The sequence below is a fragment of the Janthinobacterium sp. GW456P genome, from assembly GCF_002127655.1.
Lineage (GTDB): Bacteria > Pseudomonadota > Gammaproteobacteria > Burkholderiales > Burkholderiaceae_D > Janthinobacterium.
The window spans coordinates 230,987-247,163 of record NZ_NEHB01000002.1; the positions used below are offsets into that span (position 1 = coordinate 230,987).

Below are 16,177 nucleotides of genomic sequence, written 5' to 3' on the forward strand. Positions count from 1 at the left end.
GCTGCGCGCTAACCCGACCTACCCGACCTGCCTTGGCGGTTCATATGCGCAATCCGGCAACCTTGTTGGCCGGCTTATGTCAGCAAGCGTACCACCTCGGCCAGCAATTCGTCTTCCTGGAACGGCTTGCCGAAATACGCATTCACGCCCAGTTCAAAGGCATGCGCGCGGTGCTTGTCGGCGCTGCGCGAGGTGATCATGATGACGGGGATGGCGCGCGTCTTGTCGTCGCTGCGCACATTGCGCGTCAAATCAAAACCGTCCATGCGCGGCATTTCCACGTCGACCAGCAGCAGCGCCGGCATGGCGGCCGGTTCCAGCGCATGCAGCTGCTCCAGCGCGTCGAGGCCATCCTTGGCCAGCAGCACCTGGTAGCCTTCGCGCTCGAACAGGCGCTGCATCACGCGGCGCACCGTCAGCGAATCGTCGACCACCATCACGCGCACGGCTGGCACGGCCAGCACGCTGGAAGCGGCGTGCTGCTCGCGGCTGGCCAGCGCATATTGCGACAGCAGTTCCGGATGGTGCTCGAGGTGCTGCGCCAGCGCCACCGGGTTGAGGATCAGCACGATGTCGCCCGTGCCCAGCACTGTGGCGCCGGCGATGCCCGGCATGCGCGCCAGTTGCGGACCCACGTGCTTGACCACGACCTCGCGGTTGCCCACCACGTCATCGACCTGCAAGGCCAGCCTGTCATTGCCATTCCGGAGCAACAGCACCGGCGCATGGCGCTGCGTAGCCTGCGCCGCCGGCGTCTCGCCCAGCATGGCCGACAGGTGATGCAGCGCCAGCGATTGCCCGTGCGACTCGATGCGCCCCGCTGCCCGCACCTGCTCCAGCTGTTCGCCTTTCAGGTGCAGCACCTGCTCGACCAGCACCGATGGCAAGGCATACGTCTTGCCGTTCGCCGCCAGCAGCACCACTTGCGTGACGGCCAGGGTCAGCGGCAGGTGGATGGTGAAGCGCATACCCTGGCCCGCCTGCGTCTGCGTTTCCACGCGTCCGCCCAAGGCCAGCGCTTCGGAGCGCACGATGTCCATGCCAACACCGCGTCCTGCCAGTTCCGTCAGGCTGTCGGCGGTGGAAAAGCCGGGCGTGAAAATCAGCTCGGCCGCCTGCGCGTCGCTCAAAGGCGCGTCCGTCGCCACCAGGCCTGCGCCGTGCGCCTTGGCGCGGATGCGTTCCAGGTCCAGCCCCGCGCCATCGTCGGAAAAAGCGATCGCCACTTCATTGCCCTGCTGGCTGACCTGCACCAGCAGCTCGCCCGTCTCGCTCTTGCCCGCGGCCAGGCGCGCATCGCGCGGCTCGACGCCGTGCACGATGGCGTTGCGCAGCAGGTGTTCGAAGGGCGCGGCCATGCGTTCGAGCACGCTGCGGTCGATTTCCACGCCGCCGCCGCGGATGTCGAGGTTGACGCGCTTGTCGACTTCCTTGGCGCTTTGCCGCGCCACGCGGAACAGGCGTTCAGCGATGCTGGCAAACGGTACCATGCGGATCTGCATCAGGTCGCGCTGCAGCTCGCGCGTCAGCCGCGCCTGCAGCACCAGGTCGTCCGTCACCGCATCAACGCTGTGACTGAGGTTTTCATGGAAGGAGGCCACATCGTTGACGCTTTCGGCCATCATGCGCGTGAGTTCCTGCAGGCGCGTAAAGCGGTCGAATTCGAGCGGGTCGAATTCGCGCTCGCTGCCGACGGCCATGCGCGAGGCGATCTGCGATTCGGCCTGCATTTCCACTTCGCGCAGCTGGCGCCGCAGGCGCGCCAGGTTGTCGGAAAACTCGGACAGCGAAGCACCGAGCACGCCCACTTCATTTTCCATCTTCGAGCGCGTGATCGACACTTCGCCAGCCTGGTTCACCAGGCGGTCGAGGATATCGGCGCGCACGCGCACCAGCGCCGCCTTCGGTTCGACCACCGGGGTGTCTTCCATGCCAGGCAAGGGCAGCAACGGTTGCTGCAGCTGCTCGAACAGGTGCAGCGCATGGTCGTAGTGGGCCAGCAATTCCTCGAACGCTTGCGGCGTGGCGGTGCCCGCGTGCAGCATGTTTTCGATATGCGTCTCGATTTCATGCGCATGCTGTCCCAGGCGCATGGCGCCGGCCATGCGCGCGCTGCCCTTGACGGTGTGCAGGGTGCGCAGCAGCATCTGCGCCTGGCCGCTGTCATGCGGCTGCTGCTGCCAGCTGCGCAACGCCTCGCCGATCTGCGGCAGCAGGTCGGCGCCCTCTTCCAGGAAGACGGACAATAACTCGAGGTCGAGTTCATCGCTGATGCCGGCGCTCGCCGCCAGCAGCGCGGCCGCATCGGCCGGCATGATGGCGGGCGCCGGCGCTTCCGGCGCCGCATGCTCCAATGGCGGCGCATGTTCGAAACCGGCGTCGAACAGGTCGTCGCTGGCGCCGATGTCCTGCGCCGGCGCCGGCGCCGGCACTTCGGCCCGCGGCTCGGCAGGCTGCGCCGGCGTACCGACGATGCTGGCGTAGGCGTCCGCAAACAGGGCGTCGAGGCGGTCTTCCTTGCTCTCGCCAGGCGGCGCCGTCAAGGCGCGCCACAGAGTGTTGAGCGCTTCGATCATGTCCGGCTGCGTTGGCGCCAGGTCGCCCAGCGCGAACGCCTGCAGCATTTGTCCGATGCGCTGCGTGGCCTGCTCCAGCACGTCGTGCTGCTCGGCGCGCAGGCCGGCCAGTGGCGGCACCACCGTTTCGATCACCGTTTCCAGCGCGTGCGCCAGGTCGCGCAGGGACTGGAAGCCCACCGTGCCGGACGTCCCCGCCAGGGTATGCACGGCTTGCAGCGCCTCCGCGCTGACGGCGCGCGGCTCATGGCGCCATTCGCCAAAGTCGCGCGTGAGCACGCGCAGCAATTCATCCGTCTCGGCCAGATAGATGTTGTACAAGGGAAGGCTGATGCGCAGTTCGCCCACGTGCTTGAGGTGATCGTCCGGCGCTTCATGGAGCGCGGGCGCCGTGGCCAAGGGAAGTCCGATCACATTGCCATTGCCGGCCAACGGCGCGGCCGCAGCAGGGCGAGGCTTGCGCAATTCGAACGGACCGCCTTCGCGCACGCGCTCGGCCGCCATCAGCAGCATGCCGGCCTCGCGCTCGCGCCCCGCGCCGCCTTCCAGTTCGGCCACCCATTCGCTGAGCTGGTACCAGCCGTAATTGAGCAAGGTAAACAAGTCGTCGCTGACGGGGCGCGCCTCGGCCAGCCAGGTATTCATGACGCGCTCGATGGCGCCGGCCGCTTCGGCAAACTGCGCCAGGCCGATCATGCGGCTGCTGCCTTTCAGGGTATGAAACGAGCGGCGCAGCATGGCCAGGTGGTCGCCGCTGGCGGCCTGCTCGCGCGGCAGGGCCAGGGTGGTGTCGATGAAAGTCAGCACTTCGCGCGCTTCGGCGATGAAAATATCGAGCATCTGCGCGTCGACATCGGTCACGGCCGGCGCGGCCTCCATGCCGGCGGGTGCTGCGGGCGCCAGGGCCTGGTCGAGCAAGGGTACCGGTACGGCGCCGGCGGCGGCGACTTTTTCAAATGGCAGCGCGCGGAAAGTGCCGGCGGCCGCATCGAAATGGAAACGCCCGCTGGCGGCCTGCGCGTTGCGGCCCAGCATATCGACAAAAAAACCCAGCGCGCTGACATTTTGCGCGATCTCGTCGAGCGCCTCGGCGTGCGTCTCCGCCTTGGCGTCCGCATTGGCTTCGCCACCGGCCAGCTGCCGCACGGCCGCATCAACCTGCAGCACGGCGGCGCGCGCGCCGTCCTGTCCCAGTCCCGCCAGCTGCCGCTGCAACTGCTCCAGCACGGGCGCGACGCCATCGAGCGCCCCCGCCATCCCCGCACCCGCTGCATCCGCGTAGTAGGCGTTGAGCACCTTTTCCACCTGGCGCAGGCCCGTCTTCATGTCCTCGGCCAGCGCGGCAACCGTCTGGCCCTGCTCGATCTGGCGCGACAGCTCGCCCGCCGTGACGGGCGGCGGCGCTTCGCCAGCCAGCAGCGCCTGCAGGCGCGCGGCGATGGTTTCCGCATTGCCGGCAAAATCGTCGGGCAGGCGGCGCAGCTGCTCCAGGCCCGTGTCGGCAAACAGCAGCGCCATGCCGATCTCATTCTCCAGGGCCGCGCTGCGCCCGCTGGTGACGGCTTGCCGCGCCACGGCCGCGCATTCGCGCAGCAGGCTGGCCAGGGCCGGCTGCTTCAAGGTTTCCACATGTGCCGCCACCTGTTGCAGCGACGCTTCAAAATCCGGACCCAGGGCAGGATCGAGGTCGGCTTGCGCCAGGCGGCTCCAGCTGGCGCGCGCCTGCGCCAGGGCCGTGCGGGCGCCTTGCAAGGCATGCTGGTCGACCTGGCCGTAGCGCCGCGTTTCCACGTCGGCGGGCAGCATGCCGTCCAGGGCGAAAGCGGCGCGCAGCTGGCGTGCATCCGGCGTCGGCTCGGGCGCCGCGGCGATGAAGAACAGGGCGTCGCGCAGCATCGCTTCGGGCAGGCTGGCCGTGCCCTGCGCCAGACGGCGCAACTGCAGGTTGATCAGGCCAAACAGCTGCTTGACGTTGAGCGTGCCCATGCCTTCGCCGCTGGCCGCCAGCCCCGCGAACGCCTGCATGACGAACCAGAAGGTGCGCGCCGGCGCTTCCTGCTGCGCGTCGGCCACCAGGCTCAAGGTGGCGTGCAGCTCGCCCGCGTGCTGGCGCCGCGCCGCATCGTCCTGCGCCTTCAGGAAGGGCAGCAGGGACTTTTCAAAGCGCCCGCGCCAGGCAGGATAGTCCGCCACCGGCGGCGTGTCGGCCAGCGCGATGGCCTGCCCTTCCAGCATGGCGGAAGGCGGAAAAAACAGGTCGGCCGGGTGGATGCGCTCGGCGCCCAGCAGGGTTTGCAGGTCGCGGTAGTAGGGGAACAAACGCGCCGGCTGCGGCGGCGTGCCCGCCACCAGGTCTTCCAGGTATTCGGTCAGGGCCTGATACAGTGCGGCGACGATCTGCGCATGGTCCAGCGTGTATTCGAGGCTGCCGTCGCGAAAGCGCGCCAGCGCCTGTTCCGCGCCGTCCGTCAGCAGGCTGGCGCCGGCCACGTCGACCATCACCAGCGCGCCATGCGCCTGGTGCAGGTGCGAGCGCGCATGCTGCAGGGCCGTGGCGCGTTCCTCGCGCTCGCGGCCGCCCGCTTCGAACAGGGCCGTTTTCGAGCGGCCCAGCGCTTCGCGGATTTCCACCATCACCCAGGACAAAGGTTCGCTGTCGAACGGCTTGGACTGCTGTGGACTATCTGGTGTGCTCATGCATGCCTCGGTAAGGAAATCGCCCTGGCTTGGCGCGACGTTCAGGCGGCGACGCGGAAGCGCGACACCGAGTTTTTCAGTTCCTGCGCCAGCATCGACAGTTTATGGATCGACTGCGCCGTTTGCTGCGTGCCGTCCTGGGTCTGCTCCGTCACGCTCAGGATATGCTGGATATTCAAGGCCACTCCGCTGGCCGAACCGGCCTGCGTGCCGGTAGCGAACGAGATGCCCTGGATCAGTTCGGCCAGGTGTTTCGACACCTGGCTGATGTCGTTCAAGGCCGCGCCGGCCGCGTCGGACAAGCGCGCGCCCTCGACCACGCCCTGCGTGGACGTTTCCATCGCGCGCGTCGCATCCTGGGTGTCGGCCTGGATGGTGCGCACCAGCGCGCCGATCTGCTTGGCGGCGGCGGCCGAACGTTCGGCCAGGCGCTGCACCTCCTCGGCGACGACGGAGAAGCCGCGCCCCGCCTCGCCGGCCGATGCGGCCTGGATGGCGGCGTTCAGCGCCAGCACATTGGTCTGCTCGGTGATATCGGAAATGAGCTCGGTGATTTCGCCGATTTCCTGCGACGATTCGCCCAGGCGCTTGATGCGCTTGGACGTATCCTGGATCTGCTCGCGGATTTCATGCATGCCCTTGATGGCGTTTTCCACCGCCGTCGAACCCTGCTGCGCCGCCGCCACCGACTGGCGCGCCACGTCGGCCGAGACGCTGGCCGACTTCGACACGTCGGTAATCGCATTGGCCATCTTGACCACGGTGGCGCTGACGCCCTGGATTTCGCGCGACTGCTGCTGCGACGCGATCAGCAGCTTGCTGGAGATGCTTTGCGCCTGCGTCGAGGCGCGGTTGACCTGTTCGGCCGTCGCCGTCACCCGTCCCACCAGGCCGCGCAATTCCTCGACCGTGTAGTTGACGGAATCGGCGATGGCGCCCGTGATGTCTTCCGACACGGTGGCCTGCACCGTCAGGTCACCGTCGGCGACTTTCTGCAATTCGTTCATCAGGCGCAGGATGGCCGCCTGGTTCTGGTCATTCCTGGCCTTCGCCGCTTCCTCTTTTCCCTGCGACTGGAGCCGCAGGATTTCCGCCTCCTGGCGCCGCCGCTCGGCGTCGCGCGTGCGGTTGACGGAGTCTTGCAGCAGCACGCGGCCGATGCCGGCCGCCGCGATCAGGGTCAGCAACACGCCGCCGACCATCATCCAGAAGGCGATGCCCAGGGTTTCCTGGTTCACGTGGTACATCTGCTGCAGCAGGGTCAAACGCTGGCGCAGGTCTTCGTTCTCGTTGAAGATCAGCTGTTCGGCGCTTTTCGCCGAACTGAATTTATCGAGCCGGTCGAGTATCGACGACACCAGCTTCTGGTACGTGTCGAAACTGGCTTTCAGCGCCACCAGCCGGTCGCGCAGTTCGGCGTCGCGCGTGGGCGCCAGTTGCAGCGACACGCTACCATTCAACAGGCCTTCGACGGCGGTGCGGAAATACGTCGTGTCGCGCCCCAGCGAAAACGCCGTTTCCGAGCTGATGCTGCCCGACGACAGGAACTCGCTGGCGCTGCGGCTCATGCGCTGGCTCAGCATCATCAGGCGGCCGATGACGGCCAGGTCGCGCGCATTGCCGCCGCGCTGCACCTTCAGGGCCGCGACTTCCTCGGTCTGCGCCAGCAGCGCCGGCGACAGTGCGTTCAATTGCTGCAAGGTCTTGTCGAATTCGCCCAGCTCAGGTTTCAGGCGCAGGATGGTGCTGGCCGCGCGGTCGCTGCTGGCCCACTTCTTGCGCGCGTCGGCCACAGCCGCCAGCAGGGCGGAACGCGATTCGCCGATATCGCGGCCGTGATACGTTCCGCCGCGCAGCATCAGGCGGAAATCCTGGTTCAGTTCATTGCGGCTTTCCTCGAGCTGACGGAACGCTTCCGGATTGCCTTGCACGGCGTTCGGCGCGGCCTTGCCGATGCGCTGCGAATGCATCAGCGCATCGCTGGCCAGCTGCGTCTGCGCCGAGGCGATATTGCCGCTGCGCGTGTTCAGTCCCACGAACAGCAGGCTGGCGGCCAGGCTCAGGGCCATCACCGTCGACAGGATGCTCAGCTGCTTTTGCAGCGGTAAATGGCCGATCAGCGGCAGTTTCAAGTCGCGCACCGGCGCATTGGCCAGCGACTTGCGCCGTCCCAGCGCGTCGCGCAGGCGCAGCGGCAGGTCGCCCACCGATCCCGGCTCGCCGGGCGCGTGTTCCGCTTCGGGCATGGCGGCCGCCAGAATGGGGGAATGGGAGCCCATCAGCAAATATCCTTGTAGTCGGCGAGGCCTCCAAAGCCGGCATCGAGGAAGCGTTCCGCTTGCGCCAGCTGCGCCAGGTCCAGGCGCAGCCACTGCTGCCCTTCGCTGTCGCGCAGCGCCTGCGCCGCCCAGGAAGGCGGCGCATCCGGCACGGAGACGGGCTGCATCGTACGCAGCTGGCGCAAGCCCAGTACGCGCTCGACCAGCAGTGCGCAATTGAGGCCCAGGCGCGGAGAAAAGGTGATGATGCGGCAGTGATTGCCGGGCGCGCAAGCCGGTTCGCCCATGTAGCGGGCCAGGTCGACGACTCCCGTCAGGCGTCCGCGCATGGCCGCCAGGCCCAGGTACCAGTCCTGCGCCAGCGGCACGCCCTGGATCTGCACGCCGGCGGCAATGACGATTTCACCAAGCTGCGTCAGGTCGAGCAGACAGGGCCGGCCACCGAGCATCACGCCCAGTTCCTTGCGCGCCGCCAGCGCGCCGCTGCGCGCAGCCTGTATCCGCTCGATCAATTGCAGCTGATACTGGCGCAAGCGCCCCTGCCGCGCGCCCGTCTCGAAGGATGGCACGGCGGCAGCGGCAGCCGGAAAGGCCGTTGTGGACACGCCGTGACCTGGTATCGTGTGCATGCTCAGGAAAGCGCGGCGATCTTGGCCAGCAGCTCGGCTTCGACCACCGGCTTGACCAGATAATCACGCGCGCCCTGGCGCAAACCCCAGATGCGGTCCGTTTCCTGGCTCTTGCTGGAACAGATAATCACCGGCACATCCTGCAGTTCGGGATCGCGCGCGATGGCGCGCGTGATCTGAAAGCCATTCGCACCGGGCATCACCACGTCCATCAGGATCAGGTCGGGCCTGGCCTCTTTGAGTTGCGCCAGCGCGTCCGCGCCGTCCTGCGCCGTGAGGACGGCATAACCGGCACGCACCAGCATTTCGCTCAGGTAGTAGCGTTCTGTCGGCGAGTCATCGACGATCAGAATTGTGTGTATGGCCATCTGCTTCCTTGCTGCGTTGTCAATCAATAAAAACACTTACTCAAAATGCCCGGCCAGGTGCAGCCGCACGGCCTCCAGCAGCGCCTCGCGCGCCAGCGGCTTGACCAGGCAGGCGCTGGCGCCCGCCATGGCGCCGCGCGCGCGGTCGAACAAGCCTTCCTTCGACGACAGCATCAGCACCGGCGTGGCGTGATACGCGGCGCTGGCCCTGATCAGCGCGCAGGTGCGGTAGCCGTCCAAGCGCGGCATCACAATGTCGCACACGATCAGCGCCGGCTGGCAGTCGGCGATCTTGGCCAGGGCCGCAAAGCCGTTTTCCGCCACCACCACGCGATAACCGGCCTCGCCGAGTATCTGCGCGGCCGCGCTGCGTATCGTCGCGCTGTCGTCGATGACGAGTACCGTGACGCCGGCACACACGGCATCGGACGGCGCCTCAGGCAAGGAAGATCGCGTCATGTGATTATTCGACAATTTTTCATACCATAGCACAGGCAGCCGCGACACCTGCGTGCGGCAGCGGCATCCCGTGGACCTGATTGATTACAGCGCTACCATCTCGAAATCATCCTTGCGCGCACCGCATTCAGGACAGGTCCAGTTCATCGGAACATCGGCCCAACGCGTGCCGGGAGCGATGTCTTCGTCAGGCAAGCCGGCCGCTTCATCATAAACCCAGCCGCAAATAAGACACATCCACGTTTGGAATTGCTGCGTTGTTTCGTTGCTACTCACGTTCTGCCACCCTTCAATCAAGTAAAATGCTGAATTAGGTATCTTAATCTACCCGCCGTGCAAAACCAAACTTCTCCCCTCATATTAAGCTTCGGCGTGTCCGATCCGGTCGGTGCGATCGGCATCCAGGCCGACCTGGCCACGTTTTCAGCCTTCGGCTGCCATGGCCTGTCCGTCACCACGGGCCTCTTGATCAGCGATACGGCGCGCGTGGAAGACGTGCAGGCGGTCGACCCGGACTGGGTTTCCGACCAGGCGCGCGTGCTGCTGGAAGACATGTCCGTGGCCGCCATCAAGATCGGCGCGCTGGGCAGCGTGGAAAACGTCACGGCCATCGCCGAAATCGTCTCCGACTATCCGAACGTGCCGCTGATCCTCGATCCCTTCATTTCGGCGCTGCCGGAACAGGGCATGGACGACGAAGACATCCTCACGGCCGTGCGCCAGTTGCTGATCCCGCAAACGACCCTGCTGGTGCTCTCGCCGGTGGAACTGGAGCGCCTGGCCGAGACCTGGCGCGACGCCGACCCGGACGACACGCTGCAGAACGACGTCGATTACCTGGTGGCGCTGGGCTGCGAATACGTGCTCGTCACCGGCATGCCGGCCGATGCCAGCAAATCCGGCAAGGCCGAAGGCAAGCTGCGCGCCAATACCCTGTTCGGCGAGGATGGCGTGGTGCGCCACGACGAATGGCAGCACCTGCCGGGCATCTTCAACGGCGCCGGCAGCACCCTGTCGGCGGCGGCCACCGCCCTGCTGGCCCTGGCCGTAAACGAAGACGACGTGCCGCAGGTGGTCGTGGCGGCGCAGGAATTCACGGCCGGCGCGCTGGCCCACGCGCAGCGCCACGGCATGGGCAAGCTGGTGCCAAACCGGCTGTTCCGGCAGCAGCGCCAGCGCGGCGCCCAATAATCCCGTCCAGACAAACACAGACGACACAGACAACGATCCACTTTCAAGGCACGATTATCATGACGACGACTTCACAGAACGACATCCTGTTTGCCCGCGCACAAAAAACCACGCCAGGCGGCGTCAACTCGCCCGTGCGCGCCTTCCGCTCCGTGGGCGGCACGCCGCGCTTCATCACGCGCGCCGAAGGCCCGTACTTCTGGGACGCGGACGGCAAGCGCTATATCGACTACATCGGCTCGTGGGGTCCGGCCATCGTCGGCCACGCCCATCCGGAAGTGGTCAAGGCGGTGCAGGATGCGGCCGCGCTGGGCCTGTCGTTCGGCGCGCCGACCGAAGGCGAAGTACTGATGGCCGAGGAAATCACGCGTCTGGTGCCGTCGATCGAGCAGGTGCGCCTGGTATCGTCGGGCACGGAAGCGACCATGAGCGCCCTGCGCCTGGCGCGCGGCGCCACAGGACGCGACAAGATCGTCAAGTTCGAAGGCTGCTACCACGGCCACGCCGATTCGCTGCTGGTCAAGGCGGGCAGCGGGCTGCTCACCTTCGGCAACCCGACCTCGGCCGGCGTGCCGGAAGATTTTGTGAAGCACACGCTGGTGCTCGACTATAACAACGTGGAACAGCTGAAGGACGCCTTCGACAGCTTCGGCGCGGAAATCGCCTGCGTCATCGTCGAACCGGTGGCCGGCAACATGAACCTGGTGAAAGCCACGCCGGCATTCCTGCAGGCGATGCGCGAACTGTGCACGCAGCACGGCGCCCTGCTCATTTTCGATGAAGTCATGTGCGGCTTGCGCGTGGCCCTGGGCGGCGCGCAGGCGCTGTACGGCATCAAGCCGGACCTCACCGCGCTGGGCAAGGTGATCGGCGGCGGCATGCCGGTGGCGGCCTTCGGCGGCAGCGCGGCGCTGATGCACAACATGGCACCGCTGGGCGCCGTCTACCAGGCAGGTACCTTGTCGGGCAACCCGGTCGCCGTGGCGGCCGGCATGGCCACCCTGAAACTGATCCAGCAACCGGGCTTCTACGAGCAATTGGGCGCCACGGCCAAACGCCTGGCCGAAGGCCTGACCGCTGCGGCAAAAGAAGCGGGCGTGGTGTTCTGCGCCGACTACATCGGCGGCATGTTCGGCATCTACTTCAGCGAAACGCCGCCGGCCAGCTACGCGGAAATGATGGCGGGCGACCGCAGCAAGTTCAACGCCTTCTTCCACGCCATGCTCGACGAAGGCGTGTACTTCGCGCCCGCCGCCTTCGAGGCGGGCTTCGTCTCGGCGCAGCACGACGATGCCGTCATCGACGCCACCATCGCCGCTGCGCGCAAGGTGTTTGCCAAGCTCGCGTAAGCGTTTTATACGGTCGCGGCGTCCATCACCGCGGCCACCAGCGCCGGCAGGCTGGCCATGTCGCTGAACACGACATGCGCGCCGGCCGCCTTCAGGCGCGCTTCCTGGCCGGCGGCGATATGCCCGCCGCCGATGAATCCCAATACCGTCATGCCCGCCGCCACGGCGGCCGTCACGCCCGTGACGCTGTCTTCCAGCACCAGGCACTGGCCCGGCGGCACGCCAAAGGCGCTTGCTGCCGCCAGGTAGACGCCCGGATGGGGCTTGGCGTGGCCCACCAGGTCGGGCGTAAACACGCGCTTGTCGAACAGCGGCGCCATGCCAGTGCGCTCAAGCGCCGACAGCACGCGCGCGCTGACGCTGTTCGAGGCCACGGCCTTGGGCAGCGGAATGGCGGCCAGCGCCTGTGCCACGCCGGGCACGGCGCGCAATTGCGCGTCGCAAGCCGCATCGACGGCGTTGCCGATGGCCATGATCTCGTCAGCCGGCAATTGCGGCAAGCCCAGTTCCTTGTAGATATCCTGCATCAGCGGCACCAGGCGCTGGCCCAGGCGCGGCTCGATCAAACCCTGCAAAGTGACGCCCTCGGCCAGGTTCGGCAGGCGCGGCCCCAGCAACTCCAGCAGCGCTTGCAGGGCCACGGCTTCGCTGTCGATCAGCACGCCATCGCAGTCGCTGATCAAATGGGTAAAGCGCGGTGGGGTGATGGCGGTATCAGGCATGGACTCTCCAGAAGACAACGGTGACGGGAAATGCGGCGGCCAGCCGGCAAGGCAGGCATCGCAACGATCATAGGTGGAACAGGCGGACGCTGCCACGCAGAAAACGTCTCGATGACGATACTTTTTTTCTGCACAACAAACGGCAGGCATCAATCAGCAATCACGCAATACCAATTCAATACCACGCAATACCAGTGATTATCGCTGATTTTTGAATTTGCTGCGCTCGCCTTGAAACCGGGACGCGGGAGCGCCCCGGCAATACGGCTTATTTCAGCCAGCCGCGGTGGCGGAAGTACAGGAAGGGCGCGATGGCGCTGGTGACCATCAGGCCCCAGGCCCATGGATAGCCAAACGACCATTCCAGCTCCGGCATCAGCTTGAAGTTCATGCCGTACACGCTGGCGATCAGGGTGGGCGGCAGGAAAGCCACGCTGGCCACCGAGAAGATCTTGATGATCTTGTTCTGGTTGATGTTGATGAAACCGACGGTGGCATCCATCAGGAAGTTGATCTTGTCGAACAGGAAAGACGTGTGACCATCGAGCGATTCGATGTCGCGCAAAATCTGGCGCGCTTCCTCGAACTGCTCGGAATTAAGCAAGCGGCCGCGCATCAGAAAGCTCACGGCGCGGCGTGTATCCATCATGTTGCGGCGGATACGGCCATTCAAATCTTCCTCGTGGGCAATCGCATTCAGCGCTTCGGCCGCGTGCGCATCGGTAAATTCCTTTTGCAGCACGCGCGTGCTGACTTCTTCCAGGTTCTGGTAGATGCCTTCGAGCACGTCGGCCGAGTATTCGGCATCGGTGGCGTACAGGTCGAGCAGCACGTCCATGTAGTCGGCGATCGAGCCTGGCCGCGAACGGGCGCGCATGCGCACCAGGCGGAACACGGGCAAGTCGTCCGTATGCATGGAAAACAAAATCTTGCGGGCCAGGATGAAGGCCACGGTGATGACGCGCGAGGGACCGTCGTCTTCTTCGCGCAGGAAATCCGTGCGCAGGTGCAAGTCGCCGTTTTCCGCTTCGTAATAGCGGGCCGACGCCTCAATATCCTTGACTTCGTCTTCGCCCGGCAGGGTGACGTTGTAGATGGCCTTGACCCAGGCCCGTTCATCATCGGTGGGGTCGGTCAGGTCGACCCACACCGGTTCGGCATTTTCGAGGTCTGCGCGGCTGTCGATCGGCACCTGGTTGAGCCGGCCATTCTGTAATACAAAGACATTGATCATGCGCGCTCTCAGCCGGATGTGGGGTTATCGTGATGTGCTGGCGCTGGCGCCAAAAATGAAAACAGCGCAAGTGTACCCGCAAAGGCCTTTTCACGACCACCCCCGGCACGGCTTTTTCACGGAAAAAGTGCGGCGTTGCACCAAGGGAGGCGATTAAGATGCTGCGCCGCAATAGTGCCAATTAAACAGCTTTAATTTTATACAAAGGAATCGCCCCGCCATCAAGGCAATTCCGCCGCTCCCATGCGGCGCAGGATGATGCTGGTGCGCCGGTTCAGGTAGCCCGTATCGCGGTGACGGTCATAATAGCGGGGATTCGGCAGCATCACGGCCAGTTTCGCCGCCTGTCCCGCGCTCAGGCCTGCCGCGCTGACCCGGTAATAGTGACGCGCGGCCGCTTCGGCGCCGAAGGTGCCCGTGCCAAACTCCACCACGTTCAGATAAATCTCGAAAATGCGCTGCTTTTCCATCAGGTTTTCCAGCATATACGTGATGATCAGTTCCTGGCCCTTGCGCACATAGCTGCGCGAGCCGGACAGGAAGAGATTTTTCGCCAGTTGCTGCGTGATGGTGGAACCGCCGGCCACGACCTTTTGTTTTTTACTATTCTTTTCATATGCCTTTTGCAAGGCTTCCCAGTCCACGCCTTCGTGCTCGGAGAAATTCGCGTCTTCCGAGGCGATGATGGCCCGTTTCAGATTGTTCGAGATGCGGTTGTACGGCACCCACGTCTGCTGGATCGTGGCATTCGGATTCTTGTCCTGCAAGACAGACAACTGTTCACGCATGAAAGCCGTGCTGGACGGGTTATGGTCGACCCACCACCAGATTTGCAGGAAGAAATACAGTTGCACGACGATAAAAGCCAGCACGGGCACGATGAACAGCCACTTGATCCAGCCGTAGCGGCTGCCGCTGCCGCCCTTGCGTTGTCCCTTCTTGCCGGCGCTCACAGGCTGCCCCGCAATTGCGCCAGCAAGTCCTGCGTCCGCGGCCGCACGCCGCGCCACACGTAAAACGCTTCGGCCGCCTGCTCCACCAGCATGCCCAGGCCGTCGCGCACCTGCGCGCCATGCTGGGCGGCAAAGTCCATGAAGACGGTGGGCTGGGCGCCATACATCATATCGAGCGCCAGGGTGCGGCTGCCGAAGATACCGGGTGGCACGGGCGGCAAGTCGCCCGCCAGGCTGGCCGAGGTGGCATTGATGACGATATCGAAGACGCCGTCAGGCTGCGTGAAGCCGCCGGCGCGCAGCTGGCCGGGGTGCGCCAGCGCGTCGGCAAACTGCGCCACCAAGGCCTCGGCCGTGGCCACGGTGCGGTTGGCAATGAACATTTCCTGCGGTCCCTGTTCCAGCAGGGGCAGCACGACGCCGCGCGCCGCGCCGCCCGCGCCCAGCAACAGGACGCGCTTGCCGGCGATGGCCACACCAGCGTTGCGCACGATGTCGGCCACCAGGCCCGCGCCATCGGTATTGTCGCCAAGAATGGTGTTGCCCTCGAAGCGCAGGGTGTTGACGGCACCGGCGGCCCTGGCCCGCGGCGTCAGCTCGGTGGCCAGCGCGCACGCGTCGAGCTTGAACGGCACCGTCACGTTCGCGCCCTTGCCGCCCTCGGCCGCAAAGCTGCGGGCCGCCAGGGCAAAACCGTCGAGCGGCGCCAGGCGGCGTTCATACACGATGGGCTCGCCCGTCTGCTGGGCAAACGCGGCGTGGATCAGGGGGGACTTGCTGTGGGCGATGGGATTGCCGAAGACGCAATATTGATCGGGATTCATCTCTTGCTTGTTCAATTGCTGCCGCCAGTCAGGTTAGCTTCCATTTTTTCTTCGCGGGTAAATTTGAAACGGGTGATGACGACCCACAGGTCATCCTTGTCGCTCGATAGCATGTTCGGTGGGAAGCGGCCGAACGGTGCCGAACGGCGCACGATGGCCAGGGCCGCCGCGTCCAGCGCGGGATTGCCCGAGCTTTTCTCCACGCGGGCGCCGCCCTCTTTCTGGTAAATCGTGCCATCCTGGAAGATGGGGATATAGACGACCAGTTCGCCATACATCTTGCGGCCATTGTTTTGCGGGAAATTCAGGGTGCCGATTTCCTCGATGCGCTTTTGCAGGGTCTTGTAATACATGGCATAGCCGACCTCCTGCGTGCTGGGCGTAATAAAAGTCTTGCGCGGACGCTTGTTCTGGTCTTCCACGATCTGGCTGATCTCGGCCGCCATGCGCGCGATGGCCTTGCTGCTTTCCATCAAGTCCGAGCCGCTGGCCAGGGGATTGGGCTTGTCCTTTTCCGTGACGGGCGCGGCGCTGTAGGGCGTCGCCTTGGCCGCCTGCGTCAGCAGTTCCTGCTGCTTCTGTTCCAGCTCGGCGATGCGCCGGGCGCTGGCCTTGACGCTGTCGCCCTCTTCCACCTTGCGCATGTCGGGCAAGGGCGACTTGGCGCGCCCCTTGTCGGCCTGGCCACCACCGTCGAGGTTGGCTTGTGCCAGGGCATCGGCCTTCAGCGGCTTGTTCGCATGCTTGGCATTGACCAGTATTACTTCCAGGCCGGGATCGGTGGCGACGGCCCGCTGCGGGGCCGGGGCGACAAAATGCATCGCCAGCAAGGCGCCGTGCGCCAGCAGCGATACCGCCACGGCGATCATCAGGAAACGATTCTCTCGGAAAGACTT

At 65.4% G+C, this 16,177-nt stretch carries 13 protein-coding genes; 2 read left to right on the forward strand and 11 right to left on the reverse strand.

The features are described 5' to 3' along the window. Positions 1 to 74 precede the first annotated feature (74 nt). From CBW66_RS03460 to CBW66_RS03485, 6 genes are all read right to left on the reverse strand, one after another. Positions 75 to 5,273 (reverse strand): Hpt domain-containing protein, encoded by a 5,199-nt coding sequence (locus CBW66_RS03460; RefSeq protein ID WP_086137053.1) that lies wholly within the window; start codon positions 5,271 to 5,273, stop codon positions 75 to 77. A 41-nt stretch (positions 5,274 to 5,314) separates the two neighbouring features. Further along, positions 5,315 to 7,552: a methyl-accepting chemotaxis protein gene (locus CBW66_RS03465; protein WP_086137054.1), complete on the reverse strand. Its 2,238-nt coding sequence runs from the start codon at positions 7,550 to 7,552 to the stop codon at positions 5,315 to 5,317. Then, on the reverse strand, positions 7,552 to 8,157 hold the full coding sequence (locus tag CBW66_RS03470; RefSeq protein WP_329957611.1) for a chemotaxis protein CheW: 606 nt from the start codon (positions 8,155 to 8,157) through the stop codon (positions 7,552 to 7,554). Before CBW66_RS03470 ends, CBW66_RS03465 begins: the two co-directional genes overlap by 1 nt. 26 nt (positions 8,158 to 8,183) lie before the next feature. Further along, a complete protein-coding gene (locus CBW66_RS03475; protein ID WP_070222135.1) occupies positions 8,184 to 8,549 on the reverse strand; it encodes a response regulator transcription factor in 366 nt (121 codons plus the stop codon). A gap of 36 nt (positions 8,550 to 8,585) precedes the next feature. Next, complete coding sequence (locus tag CBW66_RS03480) at positions 8,586 to 9,008, reverse strand: response regulator (protein WP_086137056.1); 423 nt, start codon at positions 9,006 to 9,008, stop codon at positions 8,586 to 8,588. Positions 9,009 to 9,092: 84 nt separating this feature from the next. Next, complete coding sequence (locus tag CBW66_RS03485) at positions 9,093 to 9,245, reverse strand: rubredoxin (protein ID WP_010401308.1); 153 nt, start codon at positions 9,243 to 9,245, stop codon at positions 9,093 to 9,095. Positions 9,246 to 9,341: 96 nt separating this feature from the next. On the opposite strand from CBW66_RS03485, the gene CBW66_RS03490 reads away from it, so the two are divergent. Both CBW66_RS03490 and hemL read left to right on the forward strand, forming a co-directional pair. Next, positions 9,342 to 10,199, forward strand: coding sequence for a hydroxymethylpyrimidine/phosphomethylpyrimidine kinase (locus CBW66_RS03490; protein WP_086137057.1), 858 nt, complete (start codon positions 9,342 to 9,344; stop codon positions 10,197 to 10,199). A gap of 59 nt (positions 10,200 to 10,258) precedes the next feature. After that, positions 10,259 to 11,548: a glutamate-1-semialdehyde 2,1-aminomutase gene (gene hemL / locus CBW66_RS03495; protein ID WP_086137058.1), complete on the forward strand. Its 1,290-nt coding sequence runs from the start codon at positions 10,259 to 10,261 to the stop codon at positions 11,546 to 11,548. Positions 11,549 to 11,553: 5 nt separating this feature from the next. On the opposite strand, the gene CBW66_RS03500 is transcribed toward hemL, so the two are convergent. From CBW66_RS03500 to CBW66_RS03520, 5 genes are all read right to left on the reverse strand, one after another. Then, the gene (locus CBW66_RS03500) at positions 11,554 to 12,270 is read right to left on the reverse strand and encodes an HAD family phosphatase (protein WP_086137059.1); all 717 of its coding nucleotides are present in this window, start codon (positions 12,268 to 12,270) and stop codon (positions 11,554 to 11,556) included. A gap of 268 nt (positions 12,271 to 12,538) precedes the next feature. Continuing rightward, positions 12,539 to 13,504, reverse strand: a complete 966-nt coding sequence (corA, locus tag CBW66_RS03505) for a magnesium/cobalt transporter CorA (RefSeq protein WP_077408488.1) — start codon at positions 13,502 to 13,504, stop codon at positions 12,539 to 12,541. Positions 13,505 to 13,725: 221 nt separating this feature from the next. Then, positions 13,726 to 14,457, reverse strand: coding sequence for a monofunctional biosynthetic peptidoglycan transglycosylase (mtgA, locus tag CBW66_RS03510; RefSeq protein WP_086137060.1), 732 nt, complete (start codon positions 14,455 to 14,457; stop codon positions 13,726 to 13,728). Next, complete coding sequence (aroE, locus tag CBW66_RS03515) at positions 14,454 to 15,281, reverse strand: shikimate dehydrogenase (protein ID WP_086137222.1); 828 nt, start codon at positions 15,279 to 15,281, stop codon at positions 14,454 to 14,456. The genes mtgA and aroE overlap by 4 nt, the downstream gene beginning before the upstream one ends. Positions 15,282 to 15,292: 11 nt before the next feature. Beyond that, a complete protein-coding gene (locus CBW66_RS03520; RefSeq protein WP_086137061.1) occupies positions 15,293 to 16,150 on the reverse strand; it encodes an energy transducer TonB in 858 nt (285 codons plus the stop codon). Between the last annotated feature and the right edge of the window lie 27 nt (positions 16,151 to 16,177).